This window comes from Actinacidiphila yeochonensis CN732, from assembly GCF_000745345.1.
GTDB lineage: Bacteria > Actinomycetota > Actinomycetes > Streptomycetales > Streptomycetaceae > Actinacidiphila > Actinacidiphila yeochonensis.
The window spans coordinates 133,402-158,627 of sequence record NZ_JQNR01000004.1; the positions used below are offsets into that span (position 1 = coordinate 133,402).

General features: G+C 74.5%; 21 protein-coding genes, 1 tRNA gene and 2 pseudogenes. 12 read left to right on the plus strand and 12 right to left on the minus strand.

From position 1 onward, the window contains the following. The first annotated feature begins 33 nt into the window (after positions 1-33). The 3 genes from BS72_RS07460 (at position 34) to BS72_RS07470 (ending at position 3,709) form a co-directional block, all read left to right on the plus strand. Positions 34-1,755 carry an AMP-binding protein gene (locus BS72_RS07460; protein WP_037908133.1) on the plus strand — a complete coding sequence of 574 codons (1,722 nt, stop codon included), beginning with the start codon at positions 34-36 and terminating at the stop codon, positions 1,753-1,755. Positions 1,756-2,013: 258 nt separating this feature from the next. After that, entirely contained in the window at positions 2,014-2,700 is a 687-nt protein-coding gene (locus tag BS72_RS07465) for a TetR/AcrR family transcriptional regulator (protein ID WP_078901127.1), read from the plus strand. A gap of 16 nt (positions 2,701-2,716) precedes the next feature. Further along, positions 2,717-3,709, plus strand: a complete 993-nt coding sequence (locus BS72_RS07470; RefSeq protein ID WP_037908134.1) for an NADPH:quinone oxidoreductase family protein — start codon at positions 2,717-2,719, stop codon at positions 3,707-3,709. An 86-nt stretch (positions 3,710-3,795) separates the two neighbouring features. Here the strand turns inward: BS72_RS07470 and BS72_RS07475 are convergent, their stop codons facing one another. Both BS72_RS07475 and BS72_RS07480 read right to left on the minus strand, forming a co-directional pair. Continuing rightward, entirely contained in the window at positions 3,796-5,010 is a 1,215-nt protein-coding gene (locus BS72_RS07475; RefSeq protein ID WP_037908136.1) for an acyl-CoA dehydrogenase family protein, read from the minus strand. Between the two features lie 5 nt (positions 5,011-5,015). Then, positions 5,016-6,101, minus strand: a complete 1,086-nt coding sequence (locus BS72_RS07480) for a phosphotransferase family protein (protein WP_051950985.1) — start codon at positions 6,099-6,101, stop codon at positions 5,016-5,018. A 154-nt stretch (positions 6,102-6,255) separates the two neighbouring features. On the opposite strand from BS72_RS07480, the gene BS72_RS07485 reads away from it, so the two are divergent. Next, on the plus strand, positions 6,256-7,596 hold the full coding sequence (locus tag BS72_RS07485; RefSeq protein ID WP_078901128.1) for a glucarate dehydratase family protein: 1,341 nt from the start codon (positions 6,256-6,258) through the stop codon (positions 7,594-7,596). A 39-nt stretch (positions 7,597-7,635) separates the two neighbouring features. Here the strand turns inward: BS72_RS07485 and BS72_RS07490 are convergent, their stop codons facing one another. Both BS72_RS07490 and BS72_RS07495 read right to left on the minus strand, forming a co-directional pair. Next, complete coding sequence (locus BS72_RS07490; protein WP_037909435.1) at positions 7,636-8,109, minus strand: gluconokinase; 474 nt, start codon at positions 8,107-8,109, stop codon at positions 7,636-7,638. A 301-nt stretch (positions 8,110-8,410) separates the two neighbouring features. After that, positions 8,411-9,028: an NUDIX hydrolase gene (locus BS72_RS07495; RefSeq protein WP_078901129.1), complete on the minus strand. Its 618-nt coding sequence runs from the start codon at positions 9,026-9,028 to the stop codon at positions 8,411-8,413. 252 nt (positions 9,029-9,280) lie between these two features. On the opposite strand from BS72_RS07495, the pseudogene BS72_RS07500 reads away from it, so the two are divergent. After that, positions 9,281-11,340 (plus strand): annotated as a pseudogene (locus BS72_RS07500) (alkaline phosphatase family protein). 110 nt (positions 11,341-11,450) lie between these two features. Further along, positions 11,451-12,329 (plus strand): ATP-grasp domain-containing protein, encoded by an 879-nt coding sequence (locus BS72_RS07505; protein WP_037909438.1) that lies wholly within the window; start codon positions 11,451-11,453, stop codon positions 12,327-12,329. A gap of 36 nt (positions 12,330-12,365) precedes the next feature. Here BS72_RS07505 and BS72_RS07510 read toward each other — a convergent pair whose 3' ends face one another. The 7 genes and pseudogenes from BS72_RS07510 to BS72_RS07535 form a co-directional block, all read right to left on the minus strand. Continuing rightward, the gene (locus BS72_RS07510) at positions 12,366-13,103 is read right to left on the minus strand and encodes a class I SAM-dependent methyltransferase (RefSeq protein WP_037908141.1); all 738 of its coding nucleotides are present in this window, start codon (positions 13,101-13,103) and stop codon (positions 12,366-12,368) included. A 420-nt stretch (positions 13,104-13,523) separates the two neighbouring features. Then, positions 13,524-15,362, minus strand: a complete 1,839-nt coding sequence (locus BS72_RS07515) for an AMP-dependent synthetase/ligase (protein WP_078901130.1) — start codon at positions 15,360-15,362, stop codon at positions 13,524-13,526. Between the two features lie 460 nt (positions 15,363-15,822). Next, entirely contained in the window at positions 15,823-16,692 is an 870-nt protein-coding gene (locus tag BS72_RS07520) for a LysR substrate-binding domain-containing protein (RefSeq protein ID WP_037908145.1), read from the minus strand. A gap of 115 nt (positions 16,693-16,807) precedes the next feature. Beyond that, complete coding sequence (locus BS72_RS07525; protein WP_037908147.1) at positions 16,808-17,659, minus strand: helix-turn-helix domain-containing protein; 852 nt, start codon at positions 17,657-17,659, stop codon at positions 16,808-16,810. Positions 17,660-17,684: 25 nt separating this feature from the next. Next, positions 17,685-18,218, minus strand: coding sequence for a DUF6879 family protein (locus tag BS72_RS07530; RefSeq protein WP_037908148.1), 534 nt, complete (start codon positions 18,216-18,218; stop codon positions 17,685-17,687). Positions 18,219-18,324: 106 nt separating this feature from the next. Beyond that, a pseudogene (locus BS72_RS37095) lies at positions 18,325-18,441 on the minus strand (helix-turn-helix domain-containing protein); the annotation flags it as partial. 296 nt (positions 18,442-18,737) lie between these two features. After that, the gene (locus BS72_RS07535) at positions 18,738-20,087 is read right to left on the minus strand and encodes a hypothetical protein (RefSeq protein ID WP_037908149.1); all 1,350 of its coding nucleotides are present in this window, start codon (positions 20,085-20,087) and stop codon (positions 18,738-18,740) included. A gap of 167 nt (positions 20,088-20,254) precedes the next feature. Between BS72_RS07535 and BS72_RS07540 the strand changes: the two genes are divergently transcribed. The 4 genes from BS72_RS07540 (at position 20,255) to BS72_RS07555 (ending at position 23,001) form a co-directional block, all read left to right on the plus strand. After that, a complete protein-coding gene (locus tag BS72_RS07540; RefSeq protein ID WP_051950794.1) occupies positions 20,255-20,851 on the plus strand; it encodes an ATP-binding protein in 597 nt (198 codons plus the stop codon). Between the two features lie 62 nt (positions 20,852-20,913). Then, positions 20,914-21,204, plus strand: a complete 291-nt coding sequence (locus BS72_RS07545) for a hypothetical protein (protein WP_157856169.1) — start codon at positions 20,914-20,916, stop codon at positions 21,202-21,204. Between the two features lie 221 nt (positions 21,205-21,425). Continuing rightward, entirely contained in the window at positions 21,426-22,553 is a 1,128-nt protein-coding gene (locus tag BS72_RS07550) for a bile acid:sodium symporter family protein (protein WP_232792265.1), read from the plus strand. A 64-nt stretch (positions 22,554-22,617) separates the two neighbouring features. After that, entirely contained in the window at positions 22,618-23,001 is a 384-nt protein-coding gene (locus BS72_RS07555) for a mycothiol transferase (RefSeq protein ID WP_198545877.1), read from the plus strand. A gap of 62 nt (positions 23,002-23,063) precedes the next feature. On the opposite strand, the gene fdhD is transcribed toward BS72_RS07555, so the two are convergent. Next, entirely contained in the window at positions 23,064-23,909 is an 846-nt protein-coding gene (gene fdhD, locus BS72_RS07560) for a formate dehydrogenase accessory sulfurtransferase FdhD (protein WP_037908155.1), read from the minus strand. 269 nt (positions 23,910-24,178) lie between these two features. Between fdhD and BS72_RS07565 the strand changes: the two genes are divergently transcribed. Next, a complete protein-coding gene (locus BS72_RS07565; RefSeq protein ID WP_037908157.1) occupies positions 24,179-24,532 on the plus strand; it encodes a chorismate mutase in 354 nt (117 codons plus the stop codon). Between the two features lie 184 nt (positions 24,533-24,716). Further along, positions 24,717-24,804, plus strand: a tRNA-Leu gene (locus tag BS72_RS07570). The last annotated feature ends 422 nt before the right edge of the window (positions 24,805-25,226 follow it).

Sequence of the window (25,226 nt, forward strand, 5' to 3'; positions counted from 1 at the left end):
CGCCGGGCCGGCGGGAAGGGAAGGCGGACAGGCATGACCGGCAACCAGGCGGCGACCACCTCGGCGGACCAGCCCTGGCTGAAGCACTTCACCCCGGAGCAGCGGCAGTTCCCCGAGCCCCCGCCCTCCGTGCTGCACAGCTTCCTCGGCGCCGCCGCCCGCCGGCCCGGCCACCCCGCCGTCCGCTACTTCGACGGGGTGCTCGGCTACGGCGAGCTCGACACGCTCTCCGACGGGCTCGCCCGCCACCTGGTCTGCCGCGGCTTCTCACCCGGCGACCGGCTGGCCGTCATGCTGCAGAACGTGCCGCAGTTCGCGGTCGCCGTCCTCGCCGCCTGGAAGGCCGGGGGCGCCGTCGTCCCCGTCAACCCCATGTACAAGCAGGCCGAGCTGGCACACATCCTCACCGATTCGGGCGCCGCCGCCGTCCTCGCCTCCGAGACCGCGTGGACGGCGTACGTACGGCGGACCGCCGCCGAGGCCGGGGTGCGCATCGCGCTCACCGCGAGCGAGTACGACCTCCAGACCCGCGACGACCCGCGGGTGCTGCCCGCGCCCCGGCCGCCCGCCGAGGACGCCGGGGACGCCGAGGGCGTCGGCGATGCCGAGGACGGCGCCGAGGACGTGCTGGCCGCCGCCCGCGCCGCCGCCGGGCCGCGCCCCGAGCTGCCGCTGCCGCAGGCCGGCGACACGGCCCTGGTCAGCTACACCTCGGGCACCAGCGGCCGGCCGAAGGGCGCGCTCAACACCCACGGCAACATCTCCTGCAACGCGCACCGCCAGGTCCGGATGCACGAGCTGCCGCCGGACGCGGTCCTCTTCGCGCTCGCCCCGCTCTTCCACATCACCGGCATGGTCTGCGAGCTGGCGGCCGCGCTGGCCGGCGGGCAGACCCTCGCGCTCGCCCACCGCTTCGAACCAGGCGCCGTCCTCGACGCGTTCCGCGAGCACCGCCCCGCCTACACCGTCGGGCCCGCCACCGCGTTCATGGCGCTGCTGGCCCGGCCGGACGCCACCGCCGAGGACTTCGCGTCCTTCACGCTGGTCTCCTCCGGCGGCGCCCCGCTGCCGCCCGCCGTCGTGGAGTCCTTCCGCGCCCGCACCGGGGGCCTGTACCTGGCCAACGGCTACGGTCTGACCGAGTGCACCGCGCCCTGCGCGAGCGTGCCGCCCGGCGAGGAGGCGCCCGTCGACCCCGCGTCGGGCACCCTCGCCGTCGGCGTGCCCGGCCCCGGCACCATGGTCAGGATCGTGGACGAGGCCGGGAACGAGGTGCCGTTCGGGGAGCACGGCGAGATCGCGGTCAGCGGTCCGATGGTCGTACCCGGTTACTGGGGCCGCCCGGAGGACTCCGCGGCGGCGCTGCCCGGCGGCGAACTGCGCACCGGCGACATCGGCTTCATGGACAGCGACGGCTGGCTCTACGTGGTGGACCGCAAGAAGGACATGATCAACGCCTCCGGCTTCAAGGTCTGGCCGCGCGAGGTCGAGGACGTCCTCTACACCCACCCGGCGGTGCGGGAGGCCGCGGTGGTCGGGGTGCCCGACGCCTACCGGGGGGAGAGCGTCAGGGCGTACGTCAGCCTGCGGCCGGGCGCCGAGGCGGAGCCGGCCGCCCTCGTCGCCTGGTGCCGGGAGCGGCTGGCCGCCTACAAGTACCCGCGCGAGGTGGAGGTGCTGGCGGAGCTGCCGAAGACCGCCACGGGCAAGATCCTGCGCCGGGAACTGCGGGCGGCGGCCGGCCGGCAGCCGTGACGGAGCCCGTGGCCGGGTCCCCGCCGGAGGCGGTGACGGCGGCCGAACGCCCGGCGGACCGCGGTCGGACACCGTCCGGACGGCAGCCGGACGGCAGCCGGACAGCGGCAGGTCAGCGCCGGATAGGGTCTGACGGACCGATCGGAGCCCGGCAGGGAGGCCCGGCGGGAGGGGCCCTGAGCGACGGGTCCGCCGGAGGGCCGAGGACGGGCCCGGCCGGAACCCGGAAGGCCCGAGGGGCCGAGAGGAAGGCAGGCCATGGCACGCAACGCCGACAGCACCGGCACCGACGCCACCGGCCCGGACGGACGCCCCCAGGCGCGGGCGCAGGCGCAGGCCCAGGCGCAGGCTCCGGCAACGGCGTCGGCACCGGTGGCCGCCGTGCCCGAGCGGCTGCTGGCCGAGGCCACCCGGCTGTTCGCCGACCGCGGGTACGACCGCACCTCCGTGCAGGAGATCGTGGAGGCGGCCGGCGTCACCAAGGGCGCCCTTTACCACTACTTCGGCTCCAAGGACGACCTGCTCTCCGAGATCTACGGTCGGGTGCTGCGGCTCCAGACAGAACGGCTCGACGCCATCGCGTCCACCGACGCGCCCGTTCCGCAGCGGCTCGCCGAGGCCGCCGCCGACGTCGTCGTCACCAGCATCGAGAACCTCGACGACACGAAGATCTTCTTCCGCTCGATGCACCAGCTCAGCGCGGAGAAGCAGCGGGCGGTGCGGGCCGAACGGCGCCGCTACCACGAGCGGTTCCGGGCACTGGTCGAGGAGGGCCGGCGCGAGGGCTGCTTCCGGTCCGATCTGCGGCCTGACCTCGTCGTGGACTTCTTCTTCGGCTCCGTGCACCACCTCGGCACGTGGTACCGCGCGGACGGCCCGCTCACCGCCGAGCAGGTCGCCGCGGACTTCTCCGACCTGCTGCTGCACTCCGTGCGGCGGCTCTGACCCCTGGGAGGCCCCGGTGCGGGCATGGCGCGTCCACCACTACGGCGAACCACGCGAGGTGCTGCGCCCGGACGAGGTGCCCGTCCCCGAACCCGGCCCCGGCCAGGTGCGGTTGCGGGTGCGCGCGGCCGCGGTGAACTTCCCGGACGCCCTGCTCTGCCGCGGCCGGTACCAGGTCCGGCCGCCGCTGCCGTTCACCCCGGGCGTGGAGATGTGCGGCGAGGTCGAGCTGCTCGGAGAGGGTGTCGAGGCGGGCGCCCCGCTCACGCCCGGCTCCCGCGTCGTCAGCACCGCGGCCCTGCCCGGCGGGGCGTTCGCCGAGTACGCGGTCGTACCGGCGGCCGGGGTGCTGCCCGCGCCGGAGGCGCTGGACGACGCGGAGGCCGCCGCCTTCCACATCGGCTACCAGACGGGCTGGTTCGCGCTCCACCGGCGGGCCGCGGTCCGCCCCGGGGAGACGCTGCTGGTGCACGCGGCGGCCGGCGGTGTCGGCAGCGCGGCCGTCCAGCTCGGCAAGGCGGCGGGGGCGGTCGTCGTCGGCGTGGCGGGCGGACCCCGGAAGGCCGATGCCGTCAGGGCACTGGGCGCGGACGTGGTCGTCGACCGGCACGCGGAGGACTTCGTCGCCGTCGTCAAGGAGGTGACGGGCGGCCGCGGCGCCGACGTCGTCTTCGACCCGGTCGGCGGTGACGCCTACACCGGGTCCACCAAGTGCGTCGCGTTCGAGGGGCGGATCGTCGTGGTGGGCTTCGCCGGCGGTACGGTCCCCGCACCTGGGCTCAACCACGCGCTGGTGAAGAACTACTCCGTCCTCGGCCTGCACTGGGGCCTGTACGCGCAGCGCGACCCGGCCGCGGTACGGGCCGCGCACGCCGAACTCACCCGTCTCGCCGCCGAGGGGACGATCCGCCCCCTGGTCTCCGAACGCCTCCCGCTCGCGGCCGCGCCCGACGCCGTCCAGCGCCTCGCCGACGGCGCCACCACCGGCCGCCTCACCCTCCACCCCTGAGCCGCCTCACCCCTGAGCGCCGCGCGGTCGGCGCGGCAACGGCCCCGCTCGCCGGACCGCCCCGGCGAGCGGAGGCACCGGGGACGCTACGCGTACCGGCGCAGCTCGCGGCGCGCCAGCGACCGCTTGTGGACCTCGTCCGGCCCGTCCGCGAGCCGCAGCGTCCGGGCCGCCGCCCACAGCTGCGCCAGCGGGACGTCCTGCGAGACGCCCGCGGCGCCGTGGACCTGCACCGCCCGGTCGATGATCCGCAGCACCGCGGCGGGCGTCGCGATCTTGATGGCCTGGATCTCCGTGTGGGCGCCGCGGTTGCCCACGGTGTCCATCAGCCAGGCCGTCTTGAGCACCAGCAGCCGCAGCTGCTCGATCTCCACCCGCGCCTCGGCGATCCACTCGCGCACCACGCCCTGGTCGGCCAGCGGCCGGCCGAACGCGGTGCGACCGACCGCCCGCCGGCACATCAGCTCAAGGGCCCGCTCGGCCATCCCGATCAGCCGCATGCAGTGGTGGACGCGCCCCGGTCCCAGCCGGGCCTGGGCGATGGCGAAGCCGCCGCCCTCCTCACCGAGCAGGTTCGCCACCGGCACCCGGACGTCGCGGAAGACCACCTCCGCGTGCCCGCCGTGGTCGCCGTCGTCGTATCCGAAGACGGTCATCGCGCGCCGCACCTGCACGCCGGGGGTGTCGCGGTCCACCAGGACCTGGCTCTGCTGGCGGTGGCGCTCGGCGGACGGGTCGGTCTTGCCCATCACCACGAAGACGGCGCACTTCGGGTTCATCGCCCCGGAGATGAACCACTTGCGCCCGTTGACGACGTAGGAGTCGCCGTCGCGCTCGATCCGGGTCTCGATGTTGGTCGCGTCGGACGAGGCCACGTCCGGCTCGGTCATGGCGAACGCCGAGCGGATCTCCCCGGCCAGCAGCGGCTCCAGCCACCGCTCGCGCTGCTCGGGGGTGCCGAACTCGGCCAGCAGCTCCATGTTGCCGGTGTCCGGGGCGGCGCAGTTGAGGGCCGGCGGGGCCAGGTGCGGGCTGCGGCCGGTGAGTTCGGCCAGCGGCGCGTACTGGAGGTTGGTCAGGCCGGCGCCCAGCTCGCCGGGGAGGAAGAGGTTCCACAGGCCGAGGGCCCGCGCCTGCGCCTTCAGCTCCTCCACCACCGGCGGCGCCGACCAGCGCGCGTCGCCCTCGGCGGCCTCGCGCTGCCGGGCGAAGACCTCCTCGGCCGGGTACACCCGCTCGTCCAGGAATGCCTGGAGCCGGCCCCGCAGCTCCTCGGTCCGGGCGTCGTAGGCGAAGTCCATGCTGCTCAGTCCTCCCTGTACTGGTCGTCGCCGCGCTCCCCGGCGAGGTGGCCGCCGTCCTCGCCGAGGGTGGCCAGGCCGCGCCGGACGATGCCGGGGACGGCGGCCCCGATCCGGTCGAAGCCCTCGCCGACGGTCTGTCCGAGGGTCCAGCGGTAGTGGATGCCCTCGGCGATCACCGCGAGCTTGAAGCAGGCGAAGGCGGTGTACCAGCCGACGGCCGAGACGTCCCGCCCCGATTGCTCGGCGTACCGGTGGACGATCTCCCCGGTGTCCGGGTGGCCGGGCGCCCCGCCGGCGGCGGTGGCCGACAGCAGCTCGGGGCCGCGCTGCCCGGAGTACATCACCAGCAGGCCGAGGTCGGTGAGCGGGTCACCGAGGGTGGACATCTCCCAGTCCAGCACCGCCGTCAGCCTGCCCGCGTCGTCGATCAGCACGTTGTCCAGCCGGTAGTCGCCGTGCACGACGGTCGGCGCGGGGGAGTCCGGCAGCCGCCGGACGAGCGCGGCGTGCAGCGCGTCGATCCCGGGCAGCTCGCGGCTGCGGGAGGCGTCCAGCTGCCCGCCCCAACGGCGCAGCTGCCGCTCCAGGTAGCCCTCGGGCCGCCCGAAGCCGGCCAGCCCCACCGCCACCGGGTCCACCGCGTGCAGCTCCACCAGGGTGTCCACCAGCGTCTCGACGGCCGCGCGGGTGCGCTCGGGCCCGATCGCGCGCAGCTGCTCCTCGCCGCGGTACGGCGTCCCCGGCACGTCCTCCATGACGTAGAAGGGCGCGCCGAGCACCTCCGGGTCCTCGCACAGCAGCTCACCGCGCGGGACGGGGACGGGGGTGGCGGCCAGCGCGCTGATCACGCGGTACTCCCGGGCCATGTCGTGCGCGGTGGCGAGCACATGGCCCAGCGGCGGCCGGCGGACGATCCAGGTGCGGGCGCCGTCGGCCACCCGGTAGGTGAGGTTGGAGCGGCCGCCGTGCACCAGCTCGGCGGTCAGCGGGCCGGCCGCCAGCCCGGGGCGCTCGCGGTCCAGGTGGCGGCGGAGGCGGTCCAGGTCCAGTCCGGGCCACGCGGTGGGGACGTCGGAGGCGTCAGGCATGCGCGCATCGTACCGACTGGTCGGTATGTCGTCCAGGTTCCCGGTCGGACCGGCGCGGGTGGGCATGAGGCGGGTGCGGACGCGGACGCGGGTCCGTTGACGCTGTCGTGGGCCCCGCCTACGCTGTGGACTTATGGGTGAACGCAATTCACATATGCAGACAGCGGTTTCGACGGTGGCCCCCTCGGCGGCCCTCTCCGAGCGGGACGCGGCGCGGACCGTCGCCGAGGTACGGCTGACCCCCATCCTGATCGCCGACCCGCCGCTGCTCAACACCCACGGCGTCCACCAGCCCTACACGCCGCGCCTGATCGTCGAGGTGGTCACCGAGGACGGCACCACCGGCGTGGGTGAGACCTACGGCGACACCCGCTACCTGGAACTGGCCGCCCCGCTGGCGAAGGCGCTGCCCGGCCACCTGATCAGCGACCTGAACGGCCTCGCCGCCCTCGCCGACCGGGTCTGCGCCCCGCCGGAGCAGACCTCCGACTCCGTCAGCGCCGGCGGCCTGCGCGGTGTGCAGACCGCCGACAAGCTGCGGCTGTCGGTCGTCTCCGGCTTCGAGGTCGCCCTGCTCGACGCGCTCGGCAAGACCCTCGGCCTGCCCGTCCACGCCCTCCTCGGCGGCAGGGTCCGCGACCGCGTCGACTACAGCGCCTACCTCTTCTACCGTCTCGCCGAGCACCCCCAGGGCCAGGGCGAGCCGGACACGTGGGGCGCCGCGCTCGACCCGGAGGGCGTGGTCGCGCAGGCCCGCCGCTTCGCCGACACCTACGGCTTCGGCTCCTTCAAGCTCAAGGGCGGCGTCTTCCCGCCCGAGGAGGAGGTCGCCGCGGTGCGCGCGCTGGCCGAGGCGTTCCCCGGCCGGCCGCTGCGCCTGGACCCCAACGGCGCCTGGTCGGTGGAGACCTCGGTGAAGGTCGCGCGCGACCTGGCAGACGTCCTGGAGTACCTGGAGGACCCGGCCGGCGGCACCGACGGCATGGCGGAGGTGGCCGCGGCCACCGGCGTCCCACTGGCCACCAACATGTGCGTGACCACCTTCGCGGAGATCCCCGAGGCGTTCACCCGCGGCGCCGTGCAGGTCGTCCTCTCCGACCACCACTACTGGGGCGGGCTGCGCAACACCCAGCACCTCGCGGCGGTCTGCCGCACCTTCGGGGTGGGCCTGTCGATGCACTCCAACACCCACCTCGGCATCAGCCTGGCCGCGATGACGCATGTCGCCGCCACCGTGCCCAACCTCGACTACGCCTGCGACACGCACTACCCGTGGCAGACCGAGGACGTCATCACCCGACGGCACACCTTCCACGACGGCGCGCTGCCGGTCAGCGACCTGCCGGGCCTCGGCGTCGAGCTCGACCGCGACGCGCTGGCCGTCCTGCACCAGCGGTGGCTCGACGACGACGGCACGATGCGCGACCGCGACGACGCCGCGGCCATGCGCAAGGCCGACCCGCGGTGGCGCACCCCCTCGGTGCCGCGCTGGTAGCCGCGGCGGCCGGGAAGCGGGAAGCCGCCTGCACCGGACTCAGTGCGGCAGGAGGGCCAGCGCCCGCTCGACGACCGCGTCGGGGCCGCCGTCGACCGGGACGGCGGCCCCGCGCTCGTCGTCCTCCAGCGCCTCCAGCGTCTCCAGCTGGGAACCGAGCAGGCCGGCCGGCATGAAGTGCCCGGCGCGGCTCGACAGCCGGGTGGCGATCAACTCCGGCGCGGCGGTGAGGTGCAGGAAGAACAGGTCGGGTGCGGCGGCCCGCAGCCGGTCGCGGTAGCGGCGGCGCAGCGCCGAGCAGCTCACCACGCCGCCCTGCCCGGCGCGCCCGGCGATCCAGTCGGCTATGGCGTCCAGCCAGGGCGCGCGGTCCTCGTCGTCCAGCGGGTGCCCGGCGGCCATCTTGGCGACGTTGGCGGGCGGGTGGAAGTCGTCGGCCTCCGCGTAGGGCAGGCCGAGCCGCTCCGCCAGCGACATGCCGACGGTCGACTTGCCGGAGCCGGACACCCCCATGACCACGATCACGGGCAGTGCGGCGGGGGCGGCGGTCACGGGGTCCTGCCTTCCACTTCGCGACCGGGCGGTCCGGTCGGACCTGGTCACTCAACACCGGGGGATCGGGTTTTCACAACCCCGGCCCGTGGTCCGGCCGCCCTGGGGCCGATCAGGGCGGCCGGACCGGCGGAGGCCCACCTCGGCGGCGCCGGGCCGCTCCCGCCGGACGGGCCTACCCGTTCGGCCTTCCCGGCGTCACCCCTGTCGCTCAGAGCCGCTCCGTACCGATCCGTGTCGCGCGGGGGCGTCCAGCGGTCGTTCAGGGTTGCTGGGTGTCGCTCTCGCGCAACCGCAGCAGGCGCTGGTAGGCGGCGAGCCCGTCCGGTACCCACGGCCACTGCGTGAGCCGGGCGGCCACCTCGTCCTCGGTGAGGAACGCGTGCCAGGCGACCTCCTCCGGCTGCGGGTCCACCGGCCCGTCCCAGCGCACCTCGTACACCGCCGACCACCACGAGCCGCGCCCGCCGCCGTCCTCGTACAGGAACCTGAACAGCGGGGTGGGGCGCGGCAGCCCGGTGACGCCCAGCTCCTCCTCGGCCTCGCGCAGGGCGGCCTCGTCGTACGACTCGCCCGCGCCGAGGACGCCGCCCACGAACAGGTCGTAGCGCGAGGGGAAGATGAGCTTGCGGTCGGTTCGGCGGTGCACGAAGATCCGCTCCCGCGCGTCCCGGACCAGGATGAACGCGGCACGGTGGCGCAGCCCGCGGGCGTAGACGTCGGCGCGGCGGGCGGTGCCGGTGACGCGGTCGTGCTCGTCGACCACGTCCAGCACCTCGTCGGCGCTGAGCGGCTCCCCGCCGCCGGACGCGGCGTCCCGCGCCTCCCCGTACGGGGCGTCAGGTTCCGGGGAGTGCTGCGGCTCGGACGCTCGGCTCATGCCGGGATTCAACCACCGCCGCCCCGCGCGGCGCAGGCCAGGCCGACCCGCACAGGAGTCCGGAGGACGCGGAAGGGTCCCGGACCGGCGCGCGGCCGCCCCCGGCCCGCGCCGGGCGCACGTCGGGGCACGTCGGGGCCACTGCCGGCAGACCCGTAAGGTGGGAGGGTGCCTCAGCAGCCCGGTGGACGTGGGGGGCGGGTCGCGGGGCGCGGTGCCGTGCGGGCCGCCGGCCGCGTGCTGGCCGTGTGGATGGTGGCTTCGGCCACCCTCGCGGTGCTGGCCGCCCTGCTGCCGGACTTCCGCATCGAGGCGCCCGGCGGCGACAGCCCCACCCAGATAGCCGTGACCGCCGCGATCGGCGCCGGCGCGTTCGGCCTGCTGAGCGCCCTGGTGTGGCCGCTGCTGGTACGGGCCCTGCTGCTGGTCCCGGCGCTGGTGCTCGGCGCCCTGGTGTTCTTCCTCAACGGCTCGCTGCTGCTGGTCGCGCTGCGCTTCACCCCGGACGGCCGCGGCGAGGTGGCCCCGCCACCGCCGTGGTGATCGCCGCCGTCATGTCCGCCGCGTCCTCCACCACCAGCACCGCCCTCGCGATGCGCGACGACGCGGCCTACGGGCGGCGGCTCGCCCGGCTCGCCGGCCGTCGCCGCCACCCCCACGACCCGCCGCCGCCGGGCACCCCCGGCACCGTCTTCCTGCAACTGGACGGCCTGGGCCACGACGTGCTGCGCGACGCCCTCACCGCGGACCCGCCGGTGATGCCCACCCTGGCCGGCTGGCTGGGCACCACCCACGACCTGGTTCCGTGGCGCACCGGCTGGAGCAGCCAGACCGGCGCCAGCCAGCTCGCGATCCTGCACGGCAGCGACCACGACGTGCCCGCCTTCCGCTGGTACGAGAAGGAGACCGGGCAGGTCATGGTCTGCAACCGCCCCTCCAGCGCCGCCGAGCTGGAACGGCGGGCGGTCGCCAGGACCGGCCGCCCGGGTCTGCTCGCGGACGGCGGCGCCAGCCGCGGCAACCTCTTCACCGGCGGCGCCCGCCAACTCGCCCTGGTGATGGCGGTGGCCGCCCGGCGCGGCCGGCTCACCCGCTCCCGCTCGGGCTACTTCGCCTACTTCTCCGACCCGGCCAACGCGGTCCGCACCGCCTGGTCGTTCGCCGCGGAGGTGGTCCGCGAGATCGGGCAGTCCACCGCCGCGCGGCTGCGCCGGGACCGGCCCCGGGTGGGGCGCGGCGGCCTCTACCCGCTGGTGCGGGCCTTCGCCACCGTGGTGGAGCGGGACGTGGCCGTCGCCGCCGTGGTCGGGGACATGCTCGCCGGGCGGGACGCCGTCTACGCCGACCTCGTGGCGTACGACGAGGTCGCGCACCACTCCGGTCCGCGCAGCCGCGACGCCCGCAAGGTGCTGGCCCGGCTGGACCGCTCGGTGCGGCTGGTCGCCGACGCGGCCCGCCACGCGCCCCGGCCCTACCGGATCGTGCTGCTCTCGGACCACGGGCAGAGCGCCGGCGAGACCTTCGAGAGCGCCTACGGGACGAGCCTGCGGGAGCTGGTGCGGGCCGGCTGCGGCCTCGGCCACAGCGGCCACCGGCCACCCCGGCGCGGCGGCGCCGAGGCGCGCACGGCCGCCCGTACCGCCCTGCGCCGGCCCGAACGGGGCCGCGCGGCGGAGGAGGCGGAGTGCGCCGGCCCGCCCTCGGACCCGGTGGTGCTCGCCTCCGGGAACCTCGGCCTGGTGGCGTTCCCGGACATCCCGGGGCGGGCCACGCTGGAGGAGCTGGAACAGCGCTGCCCCGACCTGCTGCCCAGGCTCACCGCCCACCCGGGGATCGGCTTCGTCCTGGTGCGCAGCGCCGTACGCGGCCCGCTGGTGCTGGGCGCGGACGGCTGCCGCGAGCTGGCCACGGGCAGGGTCGAGGGCACCGACCCGCTCGCCCCCTTCGGCCCGCACGCGGCCCGGGTGGTGCTGCGCGCGGACGCCTTCCCGCACACCGCCGACCTGATGGTGAACTCCCGCGTGGACCCGGCCACCGGCTCGGTGCACGCCTTCGAGCACCAGGTGGGCTCGCACGGAGGCCTCGGCGGCCCGCAGTCCCGGCCGTTCCTGCTGCACCCCGCCGAGCTGGCCGTGGCCGAGGAGCCGGCCGGCGCGGAGGCGGTACACGCCCTCTTCCGCTCCTGGCTGGCCCCGTCGGCCGAGCCCGCTCCCGGGCCCGCGCCTGCTCCCGAGCCCGCACCCGCGCCTGCTCCCGAGCCCGCGCCCGCACCCGCTCCCGTAGCGGGCCCGGACGCCGCCGGGGCGCGCTGACAGGGGGCGAGCGGGAGGGCGGCGGGCAGGCGGCCCTGGACCGACGCCTGCCGCGCTGCGCGGCGGGAAACCCGTGGCGCGAGAGCCGGCGGTTCCGTAGCGTGCAGGTCATGCCGACACCCGTCCTGTACTGCGGTGATCCGCTGGAGCCCCGACGTGTGGACGAGCACTTCGCGCCGGAGGCACAGGAGGTCCGCGCCTGCGGCGGAGCGGTCGGGCTGATCGACCACGACGCGCTGCTACGGGGCGACGCGCGGCAGGCCGTCGCACACGTACCGGCCGGGCTGGGGAACGCCTGGTACCGGGGCTGGATGATTCCCGGCGATCGGTACGCCGCGCTGGCCGAGGCGCTGAGCAGGCGTGGCACCGAGTTGCTCGTCACACCGGAGCAATACCGGACCGCTCACGAACTGCCGGGCTGGTATCCGGCGTTCACCGGCATCACGCCGGCGAGCGTCTGGCGCCCCACCGAGCCCGGCGGGACGTTGACCGCCGACGACCTGGCCGCTCTCGCCGAGCCCCTGCCGCCGGGCCCGGGAATCGTGAAGGACTACGTCAAGTCCCGCAAGCACGAGTGGGAGCAGGCGTGCTTCGTTCCCGATCTCGCCGACGCCGCGGGGCTGGGGCGGGTGGTGCGGCGCTTCGTCGAACTGCAGGAGGAGTTCCTGGCCGGCGGGATCGTACTGCGCGCCTTCGAGGCGTTCTCGAAGCCCGAGTCCGTCGCGGCCGAGGCCCGCGTGTGGTGGCTGGACGGGGACCCCAGGCTGCTGACGCCCCATCCGGACAGTCCGTTCGGAAGAGGACTGGTGCCCGACCTCGACCACGTCCGCCCCGCGGTGCGGCGCCTGGGGTGCCGGTTCGTCACGACCGACATGGCCCTTCGCTCGGACGGGGTGTGGCGGGTCGTGGAAGTCGGCGACGGCCAGGTCGGTGATCTGCATCCGTCGGTCAGCCGAGGCGCACTGGCCGCGCTGCTGGTCGGTCCATAGCCCCCGCGGCGCCAGCGGCCGCGGAGCCACGCGGGCTCAGTCCTCCTTGCGGAGGGCCAGCAGCCGGAAGACGGGGTCGGCCCGCGGCACCTCGGGCTGCGGCAGCAGCGCCAGCTCCCGGGCCAGGGCGCCGGTCTGCTCGGCGTCCAGGGCCAGCTCCGAGGCGAAGCGGCCGTCCGCGATGTCCCCCGCCAGCCGGGCGGGGGAACGGCCCTGGCCGTGCCCGGTGAACCGCGCCTCGCCGGCCCGGCGCAGGCCGTGCTCGGCGGCCACCGCAAGAACCCGCGGCGCCGCGTCGGAGGCCGGGGCGCGCCGCACGCGGTGCGGCGCCAGCAGCCGCGCCATGTCGCTGTCCATGTCGTGCCCGGCCGCCTTGTCCACCGTGGCGACCAGCACCCCGCCCGGCCGCAGCACCCGCGCGCACTCGGCGACCACCGCCGCGGCGTCCGGCAGCAGGTGCAGCAGCCACACCGCGCACACCGCGTCCAGCGAGCCGTCGGCGAACGGCAGCCGGCGGCAGTCGCCCAGCACCAGGCCGGGGCCCACCCGTCCGGCCGCGAGCCGGGCCATGCCGGGGGAGGCGTCCAGGGCGACGACCCGCAGCCCCGGCCGCGTCAGCCGCTCGGTGACCAGTCCCGTGCCGCACCCCACGTCCAGCAGCGTCCGGGTGCCCGACGGCAGCAGGGCGAGCACCGCCCGGGCCGCCGCACCCGCCCGCGGTACGCCACCGCGGCTCGCGTCGTAGGTCAGCGCCTCGACGTCGTAGTCCAACATGCCCAGAGCGTAGGTCAGTTGTATGAACAGCGGCCGATCCGCAGCCTTGCGCTCCGGTTACGGCTCCGGCTCGCGCTCCGGTCCGCCCCGCCGGCCGAGCCGGTGCGCGACGTCCGTGCGACGTCCGCGCGGCGCCGCCCCGACCGCCCCGAGCAGGGGCCCCGCGACCGGCACCGCGACCGCCCCGAGCCGGCGGGCCCGCGCGGCCCCGTCGCCCCGGCCGCTCCGCCGTCCGGGGACCGCTCCGGCGCGCCGCCGCCGTATACGGGGCCGCGTACGACAGGTGACGTCCTCTCAGCTGCGGCCGTGTGTGGCGCTTCCCCTGGGCCGGGCGGGGTGCGGAGGGCACGAAGGGCCCGGGGAGGGGACGAAGGGCCCGGTGCGGGGACGGTGCGGGGACGGTGCGGGGGCTTCCGGCGGTCAGACGTGGGGCTGGTGGCGGTAGAGGGTCTCGATCTCCCCCGCGTAGGCCGTCTCGATGGCCCGCCGCTTCAGCTTCATCGACGGCGTGAGCGTGCCGGCCTCCTCCGAGAACTGCCCGGCCAGGACGCGGAAGGTGCGGATCGACTCCGCCTGCGAGACCAGCGTGTTGGCAGCCGCCACCGCCCGCCGCACCTCCGCCTCCAGCTCCGGGTCGCGGACCAGCTCCGACAGCGCCGGACGGGACCTGCCGCGGACCAGCAGCCAGTGGTCCACCGCCTCCCGGTCCAGGGTGATCAGCGCCGCCACGTACGGGCGGTCGTTGCCCACCGCCACGCACTGCGCCACCAGCGGATGGGCGCGCACCCGGTCCTCCAGGGCGGTCGGCGACACGCTCTTGCCGCCGCTGGTCACCAGGATCTCCTTGCGCCGCCCGGTGATCGTCAGATAGCCGTCCTCGTCCAGCGAACCCAGGTCGCCGGTGGCCAGCCAGCCCTCCCGCAGTGCCTGCGCGGTGGCCTTCTCGTCGTTGAGGTAGCCGGAGAACACCTGCCCGCCGCGCAGCCAGATCTCGCCGTCGTCCGCGATCAGCACGCTCGTCCCGGGCACCGGCACCCCGACGGTGCCGAAGCGGGTCTGCTCGGGCGGGTTCGCCACCGCCGCGGCCGTCGTCTCGGTCAGCCCGTAGCCCTCGTAGATCGTCACCCCGGCCCCGGCGAAGAACAGGCCGAGCCGCCGCTCCATCGCCGACCCGCCGGAGATCCCGTACCGGACCCGCCCGCCGAGCGCCCCGCGCACCTTGCTGTAGACCAGCTTGTCGTAGAGCTGGTGCTGCATCCGCAGGCCGGCGCTGGGTCCGGGCCCCACACCGAACGCCCTCGCCTCCAACGCCTCCGCGTGCCGCACCGCCACCTCCACGGCCTTCTCGAACGGGCCGAGCCTGCCGCCGATCTCGGCCTTGCGGCGCGCCGCCTGGAAGACCTTCTCGAAGACGTACGGCACCGCGAGCACGAACGTCGGGCGGAAGGCGGCCAGGTCCGGTATCAGGTCGGCGGCCGACATGCTCGGCTGGTGCCCCATCTTCACCCGGGCCCGGACGCAGCCCACCTCCACCATCCGGCCGAAGACGTGCGCCAGCGGCAGGAACAGCAGCGTCGACGGCTGCTCGCCCGGCTTCGCCGCGAACACCGCCTCGAAGCGGGCCACCACGTTGTCGGTCTCGGCCATGAAGTTCGCGTGCGTGATGAGGCAGCCGCGCGGCCGCCCGGTCGTACCCGAGGTGTAGATCACGGTGGCCACCGAGTCCGGGGTCACCGCGAGGCGGTGCCGGTCCACCACCTCGTCGCCCAGGTGGCGGCCGGCCGCCGCCAGTTCGGCCACGCAACCCGCGTCGAGCTGCCACAGCCGCCTCAGGTGGGGCAGCCCGTCCACCGCCGCGCCGACGGTCATCGCGTGGTCCTCGTGCTCGACGACCGCGGCCACCGCCCGCGCGTCGTGGAGCATCCAGCGCACCTGCTCCGAGGAGGACGTGGGGTACACCGGCACCGGTTGGGCGCCGACGGACCACAGGGCGAAGTCGAACAGGGTCCACTCGTAGCGGGTCCGGGACATGATCGCGACGCGGTCGCCGAACCGTACCCCCTGCGCCAGCAGCCCCTTGGCCACGGCGAGGACCTGGTCGCGGAACTCCGCCGCCGTGACGTCCGTCCAGCCGCCCTCCCCGTCCGACCGCCCCAGCACCACGTGGCCGGGACACTCCTCGGCGTTGGCGTAGACGGCGTCCGCCAGTCCGCCCGCCTGAGGCGTCGCGACCATCGGGGGCACTGTGAACTGACGCAACGGCTTCTCTCCTAGCTGGCCGATTCGGGCCCGTAAGCTATCCGATCCCCACGGTGGGCGGGAGGGGTCGGAACGGATCTCCGTTACCGACGGTTCCCGCAGGTGAGTGGCGGATCGGCGTTCCTGGCAAGGGAGTCCTGGGGGTGGTCGGCGGCCGGGCGGGTCCGGCGGGAGGCCCGGATCTCCACCAAACCTGCCCCCCGCGGGCACGGCCACTCCACCCGGTTCGCGGCCCTTCACGGTCCTTCGCGTTCCCCCCCCGCACGACCGCGCCACCGGCGGGCCGCCGCTCCGCTCCGCGCGAGGGCCGCGGCGCGGCGGCGGCCTCCCGGCCACGGGACGCGAGGGCGGGCCGGTCGGCGCCGCCGCGGAACGGGCGCAGGGCAACCAGGGCAATCAGGGCGATCAGGGCACCTCGGGACGGCCTCAGCCCAGGGATCGCAGGGCCTCTCAGGGCCTCTCAGGGGAGGGGACGGTGCAGGCTGTCCCCGCCGGCGAGGATCGCCTGCGCCAGCGCCCGGGCCGCCTCGCCGGCGTCCTTGCCGTCCCTGCCGTGCAGCAGGACGAAGTCCACCCAGCCCAGCTCCGGCAGCCCCGCCCGCGCCGGCACCCGCACCAGGCCCGGCGGCACCAGCTGCTGCGCGTGGGCCATCACCCCGAGGCCCGCCCGCGCGGCGGCCACCAGGCCGCTGAGGGAACCGCTGGTGCAGGCCACCCGCCAGGCCCTGCCGTCGCGCTCCAGCACCTCCAGCGCGCGGGCCCGGGTGATGCCGGGCGGCGGGAAGGCGATCAGCGGGACCGGGCGGTCGGGGTCGAGCCGCAGCCGCTCGGAGCCGATCCACACCAGGCGGTCGCGCCACACCAGCTGGCCGGGTCCGTCCGGCCCGTACCGCTTGGCCAGGCACAGGTCCAGCCGGCCGGCGTCCAGCAGCTGGTGCAGGGTGCCCGACAGCTCGACGGTCAGCTCCAGGTCGACCTCCGGGTGCTCGCGCCGGAAGGTCGCCAGCAGTTCGGGCAGCCGGGTCAGCACGAAGTCCTCCGACACCCCGAACCGGAGCCGCCCGCGCAGCCGGGTGCCGGCGAAGAAGCCCGCCGCCCGCTCGTTGGCCTCCAGGATCGTCCGGGCGAAGCCGAGCATCGCCTCGCCGTCCTCCGTCAGCTCCACCCCGTGCGTGTCCCGCGCGAAGAGCCGCCGCCCGGCCGCGTCCTCCAGCCGCCGCACGTGCTGGCTGACCGTGGACTGCTGAAGCCCCAGCCGCTGGGCGGCCCGCGTGAAGCTCAGCGTCTGCGCGACGGCGAGGAACGTCCGCAGCTGCACCGGTTCGAACACCCCACCAGCTTAGGCCGCCCCCGGAACCCGAGCCCGTTCCGTACGCGGCCCGAGTCACGGGACTCGAACCCACGGCACCCGCCGTCGGGGGGGCTTCGGCATAGCCCGCCCGGGATCAGCGCAGCGCCTCGACGGCCCGCACGATCAGCGTGCGGGCTTCGGCCCCGTACACCGCGAGGGACTGCAACTGCTCGAAGGCCCTCAAGTAGAGCCTGATCTCGCTGGGCTGCGTGATGTTCACCTCCGCCGAGATCAGCTCGACGCACGCGAGATCCCGGTCGAAGACGGAGAACGTCTCCGCCGCCCACAGCGGCCGGTCCCGCGTCGCCATCGGGATGATGCCGAGCGAGACGGCCGGCAGGGCCCCCGCAGTCAGCAGGTGTCCGAGCTGCGCCGCCATCGCTTCCGCGTCGCCGAGCTGGTATCGCAGGACTGCCTCCTCAACGAGGAGGACGAACCGGCGTCCGGCCCGATGGATGATCCTCGACCGGTCGACTCGGGCCGCCGCCGCCTCGGGTCCGTCGTCCGGCAGGCCGAGGAAGCGGGCGTTCGCCGACAGCAGCGCGCGGGCGTAGCCCTCGGTCTGAAGGAACCCTGGCACCAGCGTGGTGGAGTAGACCCGGAACGTGGTGGTGGACTCGTACAGCGACCGGTAGCTGTCCTGGAGCCTGCGGAGGCCGTCGCGTGCCTGCCGTTTCCACTCCGTGTACTGCGATTCAGCGTGCAGGGACGCGGCGATCAGGTCGTCAGCCTGATCATCTGCCCCGGTGGCCCGGCACCACAGCCGGATGTCGGTCGGCGACGGCGGCGTCCGCGCGTTCTCGACCCGGCTCGTCTTGGCGTGGTGCCAGGAGCACCGGTTGGCCAGCTCGGTGACCGTCAGGCCGGCGGTCCGGCGCAGGGACCGGAGGCGTCGGGCGACGTCCTCTCGGGCGGCTTGCGCGGACGACGACGGCGATGCGGGCATGGGCCGGTCTACCGGTGCTCTCGACTCAGCGGATCTTGTACTCGTCGTGCGGGGTGGCGCGGTCCCAGACGGCTTCGAACGCGGTCACGCACTGCTGCACTACGGGCGGGTCGGTCACCAGCTCCATGTCGGGGTCGGCCCAGTTGCCGTCGCCGGTGAAGTGGTTGAACACGACCTTCTCGTTGTCGAAGATCCACAGGTCGGCGGCGGGGACCAGCAGCGTCGCAGCTTGATGACGGGGCAGCCATCGCACCTGCTCGCCGGCGGCCACGTTGATGCCTGTGCCCGCGTGCTCGTAGCGGATGTAGTCGGTGGTCGGTTCGCTGACGATCCGGGCTCGGCGGACGGAGACGCCGCGGGCTCGGGTCCGGGTGATCAGGCCGACCCACGGGGCCCAGTAGTCCGAGACGGGGTCGACGTCGCGGTGCCCGGTGGCCCTCCAGCGCTCGAAGTCGGTGGCTTCGTCGCCGACGGCGTACTGGTCACGCATCTCCAGGTGCACGGCCGACGTCTGGGCCGACTCCAGCAGGCCCGTGAAGTCCAGTTCGCTCGGCAGCATCGCACGCCTTTCGCAGGATCGGGATCATGTGCAGGGGGATTCGGATGACCGTCTCGTGGTCAGGGATGCCCGTCGCGTGGCCAGGGGCGGTATGGGCGATGCACTGCTGACGGGTGGGGTCGTCGGCGGTGTAGTGCTGAAGCCCCAGCCGCTGGGCGGCCCGCGTGAAGCTCAGCGTCTGCGCGACGGCGAGGAACGTCCGCAGCTGCACCGGTTCGAACACCCCACCAGCTTAGGCCGCCCCCGGAACCCGAGCCCGTTCCGTACGCGGCCCGAGTCACGGGACTCGAACCCGCGGCACCCGCCGTCGGGGGGCTTCGGCATAGCCCGCCCGGGATCAGCGCAGCGCCTGCGGGCCCAGCCTCGGTCGCGGCATACCACAGGCGGACGTCCTTCGCCGAGGGACCTGTCTGGCCGTTCTCGATGGGGGAGGTGGACCGCACGGGCCTGACGGGGCCGAGCGGCGTGGTGTACGCACCCGGCCGCTACCTGGAGCGCACAACCCACCTCGCTGCCCGGCTATGCCGCCGCGCCCTTGCGGGCCGCCACCTCGCGCGCCCGCTGCTGCAAGCTGCGGACCACGTGGGACGTGCGGTGGGGGCGGATGCGGGTGCGCATCGTGTCGAAGTGCTCGTCGCCTCGGGACGACGAGACCTGCTCGTAGTCGTCCAGGAAGCGACCCCAGGTGGCGCAGGCGGCGTCGAGGTGGCCGAGTTCCAGCTGGCGTTGGGCGAGGAGGCCGTTGGCGTGGACGCGGCCCTGGCGCTCCGAGGGGGGCTGGGTACGGAGGCAGTCCTGCATGGCCTTGACCGAGCCGGGGAGGTCGCCGAGGTGGTAGAGGACCGTGCTGGTGTGGAAGAGGAAGGCGGAGGTGTCGTAGCCGCCCACCGCGTCCTTGCGGGAGTCGGCCCTGGACAGAGCCGCTTCGGTCTCGGTGAGCCGCGACAGTGCTTGGGCCCGGTCGCCGGTCATCGCGGCCGAGGCCGCCTGCTGGCCGGCTAGGAAGGCGTGGAGCCGGGGGCCCGCCTTGGGGGAGGCTTCGGCGGCGGCGTCGGCGAGCTGGAGCGCCTTGGCGCCGTAGCCGAGATTTCCTGCCTGCAGGCTCATCCCGCGCAGCGTTCGGCAGTAGGTGAGGTGGTCCTCGGCGGCCCCGGCCAGCTTCAGTGCCTTGACGTAGTAGCGCTGTCCGAGGCCGTGCTCCCGTTCGTACATCGCCATCCAGCCGGTCAGGTACACCAGGTCGGACGCGGCGGAGAGCATCGCCGAGCGCTGGGCCTCACTCGCGTCGGCGCGCAGGTACGGGGAGACCGTGTTCACCAGGAAGGCCGCGGCCATGGGCCGGGCGTGGCCGCCGCCGAAGACATCGAGGATGTCCGCGATGCGCTCGGTCATGGAGCGGACGATCTCTACCTCGCCGTTCCCGATACGTGAGGTCGCCCTCGCCGGGACGGCCACGCTCGCACCGGCGAGGTCCGGGAACCCCGGCACGGCCAGTGCCGCGGAGTACAGAGCCGTCGTGAGTACGCCTCTACGGGAAGGGTCCATGTCTGCCTTTCCGAGTTCGAGGAGGTCGTCAACAGTCTCGCCCCCCTCGACGGCCGCCGGAGCGCCGGTACGCGCCAATCCCGCTTCCTGAAGGGTCACCGGCCGCTTCAGCCGCCGCGCGAACACCTCCACGATCACCGGACGGACGCGGGCGCGCGGCATCGTCCCGCTCAGCCAGTGGCTCACCGCGCTCTGGTCGTAGTGCAGCGCCATACCGGCTTCCTGACCAGCGCGGTTGACCGCGAGAGCGCACTGTGTCCGTGACCAGTCCGCCTCATCGAGCAGCGCGGCGAGACCGGCGTTGCGCGGAGCGTGGTGGTTCATCCCTGTCAACTCCTGGACGGCACAGCCTGCTTCATGACTTTCATGGACTCCCCCTCGCTCCACGGTACCGCTCAGCGTGTTCGCACGGTTGCGTAGTGCGTGCAACAAGCAAGCCGCGAGACGCTTATGGCTGGCCGCCCGTCTCGCACGAACGAGGAGGTACGACCATGACACTCGGTGATGGCCCGCTGATCAGCAGCCTGGATCTCACCCCCGAGCTGTCCTCGGTCCGGGAAGCCCGCCGCTACGTGACCGCCACGCTCCAGGATTGGCAGGTTCCGACCGCGACCGCCGAGGATGCCGTCACGATCGTCTCCGAGCTGGTCGCAAACGCGGTCAGGCACGCGGAACCGGCGTCCGCGGTGGCGTCGACGGCCAAGAGCCCCGAGGTCGCCGCCTGCACCGTGGTGCTTGAACTCCGGACCGACAGCGTGTGCGTCTTCGTCTGCGACCAGGACCGCCGACCGCCGGTGCTCCAACACCCTTCGCTCGAAGCCGAGGGCGGACGTGGTCTCCGACTGGTCGACGAGCTGAGCGAATCCTGGGGGTACGTCCCCAGGGGCCACGCCCCGGGGAAAACGGTCTGGGCCGAGGTCGTGTTCAGCGAGCACCTGGAGCCGCCGCGCTCGGGCGCCCTCGGCCGACTCCGGCCGTCTCCGGAGCGGCTGATCCGGGGAGGCCGGAGCTGCGACTCCGCCGGGGAACCGGGAGATGCCGTGCACCCGCCTCGGTCGGTCCAAGCGCTCCCGGAGTCCGCGCGATGACCCGCACCCACGCCCTTGGCTTGGTTTGCGGAGCGACCGCATGCTTGCCCACCTCCTTGGCCGTGAGAGCAGCCGTCATGGCGGCGCCCCACGGAAGCGTGCAGATCGAGGACGTGGAGCGGCAACTGCGCTGCGGCCTTCAGTCACACGAATCCAGCGAGCACTGCGCGTTCGTGGTGGAGCTGGACGGTGCCGACGCAGGCGCTGTCTGGACTCGCTGGACGGATGGGACCTGCCCTTCGGCCCTGATGGTGCTCCCTGATTGCGCCGCCACCGACAAGGCGTCGCGGGAGCCGTGCGGCGAGTTCGGGGGGCACCCCGGCGGACACACGTACCAACTCGTTGACGAGTAGCGGCACGACGACCGCCAGGCAGGATTCGAACCTGCGACACCGGCTTGAGGAGAGCCGTGCTCCGTCCGGGCGGCTCTCGGCGGGGTGGGGGCTCCAGGCGCCTGCCCATGGCCCGCCTGTGCGCGGCGCCCGGCTCGGGAGGGTGGTTATCGTGATTCGTGATGGCAGTGAGTGGGGCCAGCGGGGTTCCTGATGGGGCGGGTGGCGGGCAGGCTGGGCGGGTGCTTCGTTCCGTCCTGCGCCGGCTCCCGGTCGATCCGTACATCGCCGCCCTGCTGGGCACCGTGCTCCTCGCCGCGGTGCTGCCCGCCACGGGCGGGGGCGCGCAGGTGGCGGACGACGCCGCGAACACCGCCGTGGGCCTGCTGTTCTTCCTCTACGGCAGCCGGCTGTCCACCCGCGAGGCGATGGACGGGCTGCGCCACTGGCGGCTGCACCTGACCGTCCTGGCCGCGACCTTCGTGGTGTTCCCGCTGCTCGGCCTGGCGGCCCGCGGGCTGGTGCCGTACGTGCTCTCGCCCGCGCTGTATCCCGGCTTCCTCTTCCTGTGCCTGCTGCCGTCGACCATCCAGTCGTCGATCGCCTTCACCTCCATCGCCCGCGGCAACGTCGCCGCCGCGATCTGCGCGGGGTCGTTCTCCAGCATCGTCGGGATCGTCCTGACCCCCCTCCTGGCGGCGGGGCTGATCGGCGGCAGCGCCTCCATCAGCGGGCACGCCGTCACCGGGATCGCGCTCCAACTGCTCGCCCCGTTCCTGGCCGGGCAGCTGCTGCGCCGCTGGACGGCGCCCTTCCTCACCCGCCACCGCAAGGCGCTCGGGCTGGTCGACCGCGGCTCGATACTGCTCGTCGTCTACTCCGCGTTCAGCGCCGGCATGGCGGAGGGGATCTGGCACCAGGTCCCGGTGGGGCGGCTGCTCGAACTGCTCGCCGCCGAGGCGGTGCTGCTCACGCTGATGCTCACCGCCACCAGCAGGGGCGCACGCGTCCTCGGCTTCTCCCGCGAGGACCGCATCACCATCGTCTTCGCCGGCTCCAAGAAGAGCCTCGCCTCCGGTCTGCCCATGGCCACCGTCCTCTTCGGCGCCCACGCGGGCCTGGCCGTGCTGCCGCTGATGCTCTTCCACCAGATGCAGCTGATGGTCTGCGCGGTGATAGCGAAACGGTGGGCGGGGCGGCCGGACACTCCAGTACGGTCGGCCGATGAACGACCCGGCGACCTCCCCGAGCCCGACCTCCCCGGCCGCGACAGCCCCGGCTACGGCGGCCCCGCCCCGGAACTCCCCGGCCGGACCGCCGCCGCGGGACCCGGGCAGCGACCTGCGGCCTCCGGAGGCCGAGAACGGTGAGAAGGCCACCCTCCTCAGCTTCCTCGGCTACCTGCGCGAAGCGCTGGTCCGCAAGGTCGAGGGCATGCCGGACACCGCCGCCCGCACCCCCGGCGTGGAGTCCGGCACCAGCCTGACCGGCCTGCTGCGCCACCTCGCCGCCGTCGAGCTGAACTGGTTCGTGTGGTCCTACGAGGGCACCGGTACCGAGCCCCTGGACGACGCCGTGGCCGCCGGCCCCGCCGACACCGTGGCCGAGGCCGTCGCCGCGTACCGGGCCGCGGTGCGCCGCGCCGACGCGGTCGTCGACGCCTGCGACGACCTCGCTCGGCCGGGGGCCCGCTCACTGCGCGAGACCGCCCCGCCGTCCATGCGCTGGGTACTCGTCCACATGATCGAGGAGACCGCACGGCACGCCGGCCACGCCGACATCCTGCGCGAGCTGTACGACGGCGCCGTCGGACGCTGACCTCGGACCCAGCCGGTCGGGCCGGTCGGGCCGGCTGAGATGTCCTTGATCCCCCGCCCTCCTCAGCGGGCCGGGGACGGCTCCAGCGCGATCCGCTCCTCGCCCGCGTACACGTTCATCGAACTGCCGCGCAGGAAGCCCACCAGCGTCAGGCCGGTCTCCTGCGCCAGGTCGACGGCGAGGGAGGAGGGCGCGGAGACCGCCGCCAGCACCGGGACGCCCGCCATCACCGCCTTCTGCGCCAGCTCGAAGGAGGCCCGCCCGGAGACCATGAGCACCGTGTCCGCCAGCGGCAGCCGGTCCTCCCGCAGGGCCCGACCGACCAGCTTGTCCACGGCGTTGTGCCGCCCGACGTCCTCGCGGACGTCCACCAGCTCCCCGTCCTCGGAGAACAGTGCCGCCGCGTGCAGCCCCCCGGTCCGCTCGAAGACGGCCTGGGCCGCCCGCAGCCGGTCCGGCAGCACGCTCAGCAGACCAGGGGTCAGGCGCGGGCGCGCCGGGTCCGGCGGCGGCATCCGGGTCGCGGTGCGCACCGCGTCCAGGCCGGCCTTGCCGCACAGGCCGCACGAGGACGTCGTGTAGACGTTCCGCTCCAGCGTGATGGCGGGCATCGGCACGCCCGGGGCCAGCGCCACGTCCACCACGTTGTAGGTGTTCGAGCCGTCGGCGGTGGCGCCCGCGCAGTACACGACGCTCACCACCTCCTCGGCCCGGGCCACCACGCCCTCGCTGACCAGGAAGCCCACCGCGAGGTCGAAGTCGTCGCCGGGGGTGCGCATGGTGATCGCCAGAGGGCGGCCGTTGAGCCGGATCTCCAACGGCTCCTCGGCCACCAGCGTGTCCGCCCGGTGCCCCGCCACGCCGTCCCGTATCCGCAGCACCCGGCGCCGCTCGGTGACCCGTCCCATGCCCCACCCGCCCTGCTGTCAGCTCTGCCGCCGCCGATCGGAACCGTCTGCCGGAAAACCGCAGCCCGGTACCGCCCTGTCGCTCCAGGGTGTCACCACGCGCGGTGAGGGACGCCCCCGCCGCGCCCGGCCGTCCGATCGCCCGTTCGCGCACCCGTCCCACCAGGTGGAACGTCGATCGGAGCCACTCCGCCCGCCGTCCCGCATGCCATAGGGTGAACCTGGTAGCTCAGCGGACCACCGACGAACTCCCAGGATGGCAGACCGACATGACACAGCAGCCGACGCCGCCCGCCGAGGACCGCCTGGTCGGCAAGGAACAGGCCCTGGAGAAGCTGCGGGCCCTGCGCGGCAGCATCGACAACCTGGACGCCGCCCTGGTCCACCTGCTCGCGGAGCGTTTCAAGTGCACCCAGGAGGTCGGCGAGCTGAAGGCCGCGCACGACCTGCCGCCGGCGGACCCCGCCCGGGAGGCCGACCAGATCGCGCGCCTGCGCCGGCTTGCCACCGACGCCCGGCTGGACCCGGCCTTCGCCGAGAAGTTCCTCTCCTTCGTCATCGACGAGGTCGTCCGGCACCACCGCGCGATCGCCGCCCGCCAGGACGGCACCACCGCGTCCTGATTCCGGCCCGGCCGGGCGGGGCGCGGCGCCCCGCGCCCCGCCCGGCCGGCGGCGGGGAACCGCGGCTGGACGCCGGGTTGAACGGCAGGTGGAATCACCGGCGGAATCGCAGGTGAGAGACGCCTCGAATCCTTGGTATCGTTGTTCCTGTCACCGCGACGCACGCGCCGCGGCGACTCCACCGGTCCGGGTGGCGGAATGGCAGACGCGCTAGCTTGAGGTGCTAGTGCCCTTTATCGGGCGTGGGGGTTCAAGTCCCCCCTCGGACACCAGCTGAAACCCCTGCTGAGCAGGGGTTTTCTGCTTTTCTGGGCTGCGGCCCGGCTGCCCGTCGACGGTGGTGGACGGACGGTCCGGCCAGGTGCTCTGCCGGCCGGCGCTCACGGCGAGCCCGAACCCACGGAAGCCGGACCGCCCCTCTCCTGCCGCCACCTCGGCGCCGCCTCCCGGCCGACCCGTGGCGTACGCCCGGATGCCCTGCGGTGCCTGAGGCTCCGGCCGTACGTCACGGGCGTTCTCCCTCCGTGTCACAGGCGTGTCCGGGTGGGCCGGTTCCGCAACCGTGCAGGTGGCGGTGGTGTCCGATGGGGTGAAAGGCCTGGCCGCACAGGCGGGCCCCTGGTGGAGGAGAAGCAATGCGCGCTCGGAAGATCTCGGCTCTGGCCCTCGTCGCCCTGGCTGCCGGGCTCACGCT

Coding starts and splice junctions, on each gene's coding strand:
- BS72_RS07535 (WP_037908149.1), bottom strand. CDS start 20,087: ATGAACCACCACGCTCCGCGCAACGCCGGTCTCGCCGCGCTGCTCGAT.
- BS72_RS07555 (WP_198545877.1), top strand. CDS start 22,618: ATGCCGGACACCGCCGCCCGCACCCCCGGCGTGGAGTCCGGCACCAGC.
- BS72_RS07495 (WP_078901129.1), bottom strand. CDS start 9,028: ATGAGCCGAGCGTCCGAGCCGCAGCACTCCCCGGAACCTGACGCCCCG.
- BS72_RS07530 (WP_037908148.1), bottom strand. CDS start 18,218: ATGCTGCCGAGCGAACTGGACTTCACGGGCCTGCTGGAGTCGGCCCAG.
- BS72_RS07510 (WP_037908141.1), bottom strand. CDS start 13,103: ATGTTGGACTACGACGTCGAGGCGCTGACCTACGACGCGAGCCGCGGT.
- BS72_RS07485 (WP_078901128.1), top strand. CDS start 6,256: ATGCAGACAGCGGTTTCGACGGTGGCCCCCTCGGCGGCCCTCTCCGAG.
- BS72_RS07475 (WP_037908136.1), bottom strand. CDS start 5,010: ATGGACTTCGCCTACGACGCCCGGACCGAGGAGCTGCGGGGCCGGCTC.
- BS72_RS07465 (WP_078901127.1), top strand. CDS start 2,014: ATGGCACGCAACGCCGACAGCACCGGCACCGACGCCACCGGCCCGGAC.
- BS72_RS07540 (WP_051950794.1), top strand. CDS start 20,255: ATGACACTCGGTGATGGCCCGCTGATCAGCAGCCTGGATCTCACCCCC.
- BS72_RS07525 (WP_037908147.1), bottom strand. CDS start 17,659: ATGCCCGCATCGCCGTCGTCGTCCGCGCAAGCCGCCCGAGAGGACGTC.
- BS72_RS07490 (WP_037909435.1), bottom strand. CDS start 8,109: ATGGGGGTGTCCGGCTCCGGCAAGTCGACCGTCGGCATGTCGCTGGCG.
- BS72_RS07480 (WP_051950985.1), bottom strand. CDS start 6,101: ATGCCTGACGCCTCCGACGTCCCCACCGCGTGGCCCGGACTGGACCTG.
- fdhD (WP_037908155.1), bottom strand. CDS start 23,909: ATGGGACGGGTCACCGAGCGGCGCCGGGTGCTGCGGATACGGGACGGC.
- BS72_RS07505 (WP_037909438.1), top strand. CDS start 11,451: ATGCCGACACCCGTCCTGTACTGCGGTGATCCGCTGGAGCCCCGACGT.
- BS72_RS07460 (WP_037908133.1), top strand. CDS start 34: ATGACCGGCAACCAGGCGGCGACCACCTCGGCGGACCAGCCCTGGCTG.
- BS72_RS07565 (WP_037908157.1), top strand. CDS start 24,179: ATGACACAGCAGCCGACGCCGCCCGCCGAGGACCGCCTGGTCGGCAAG.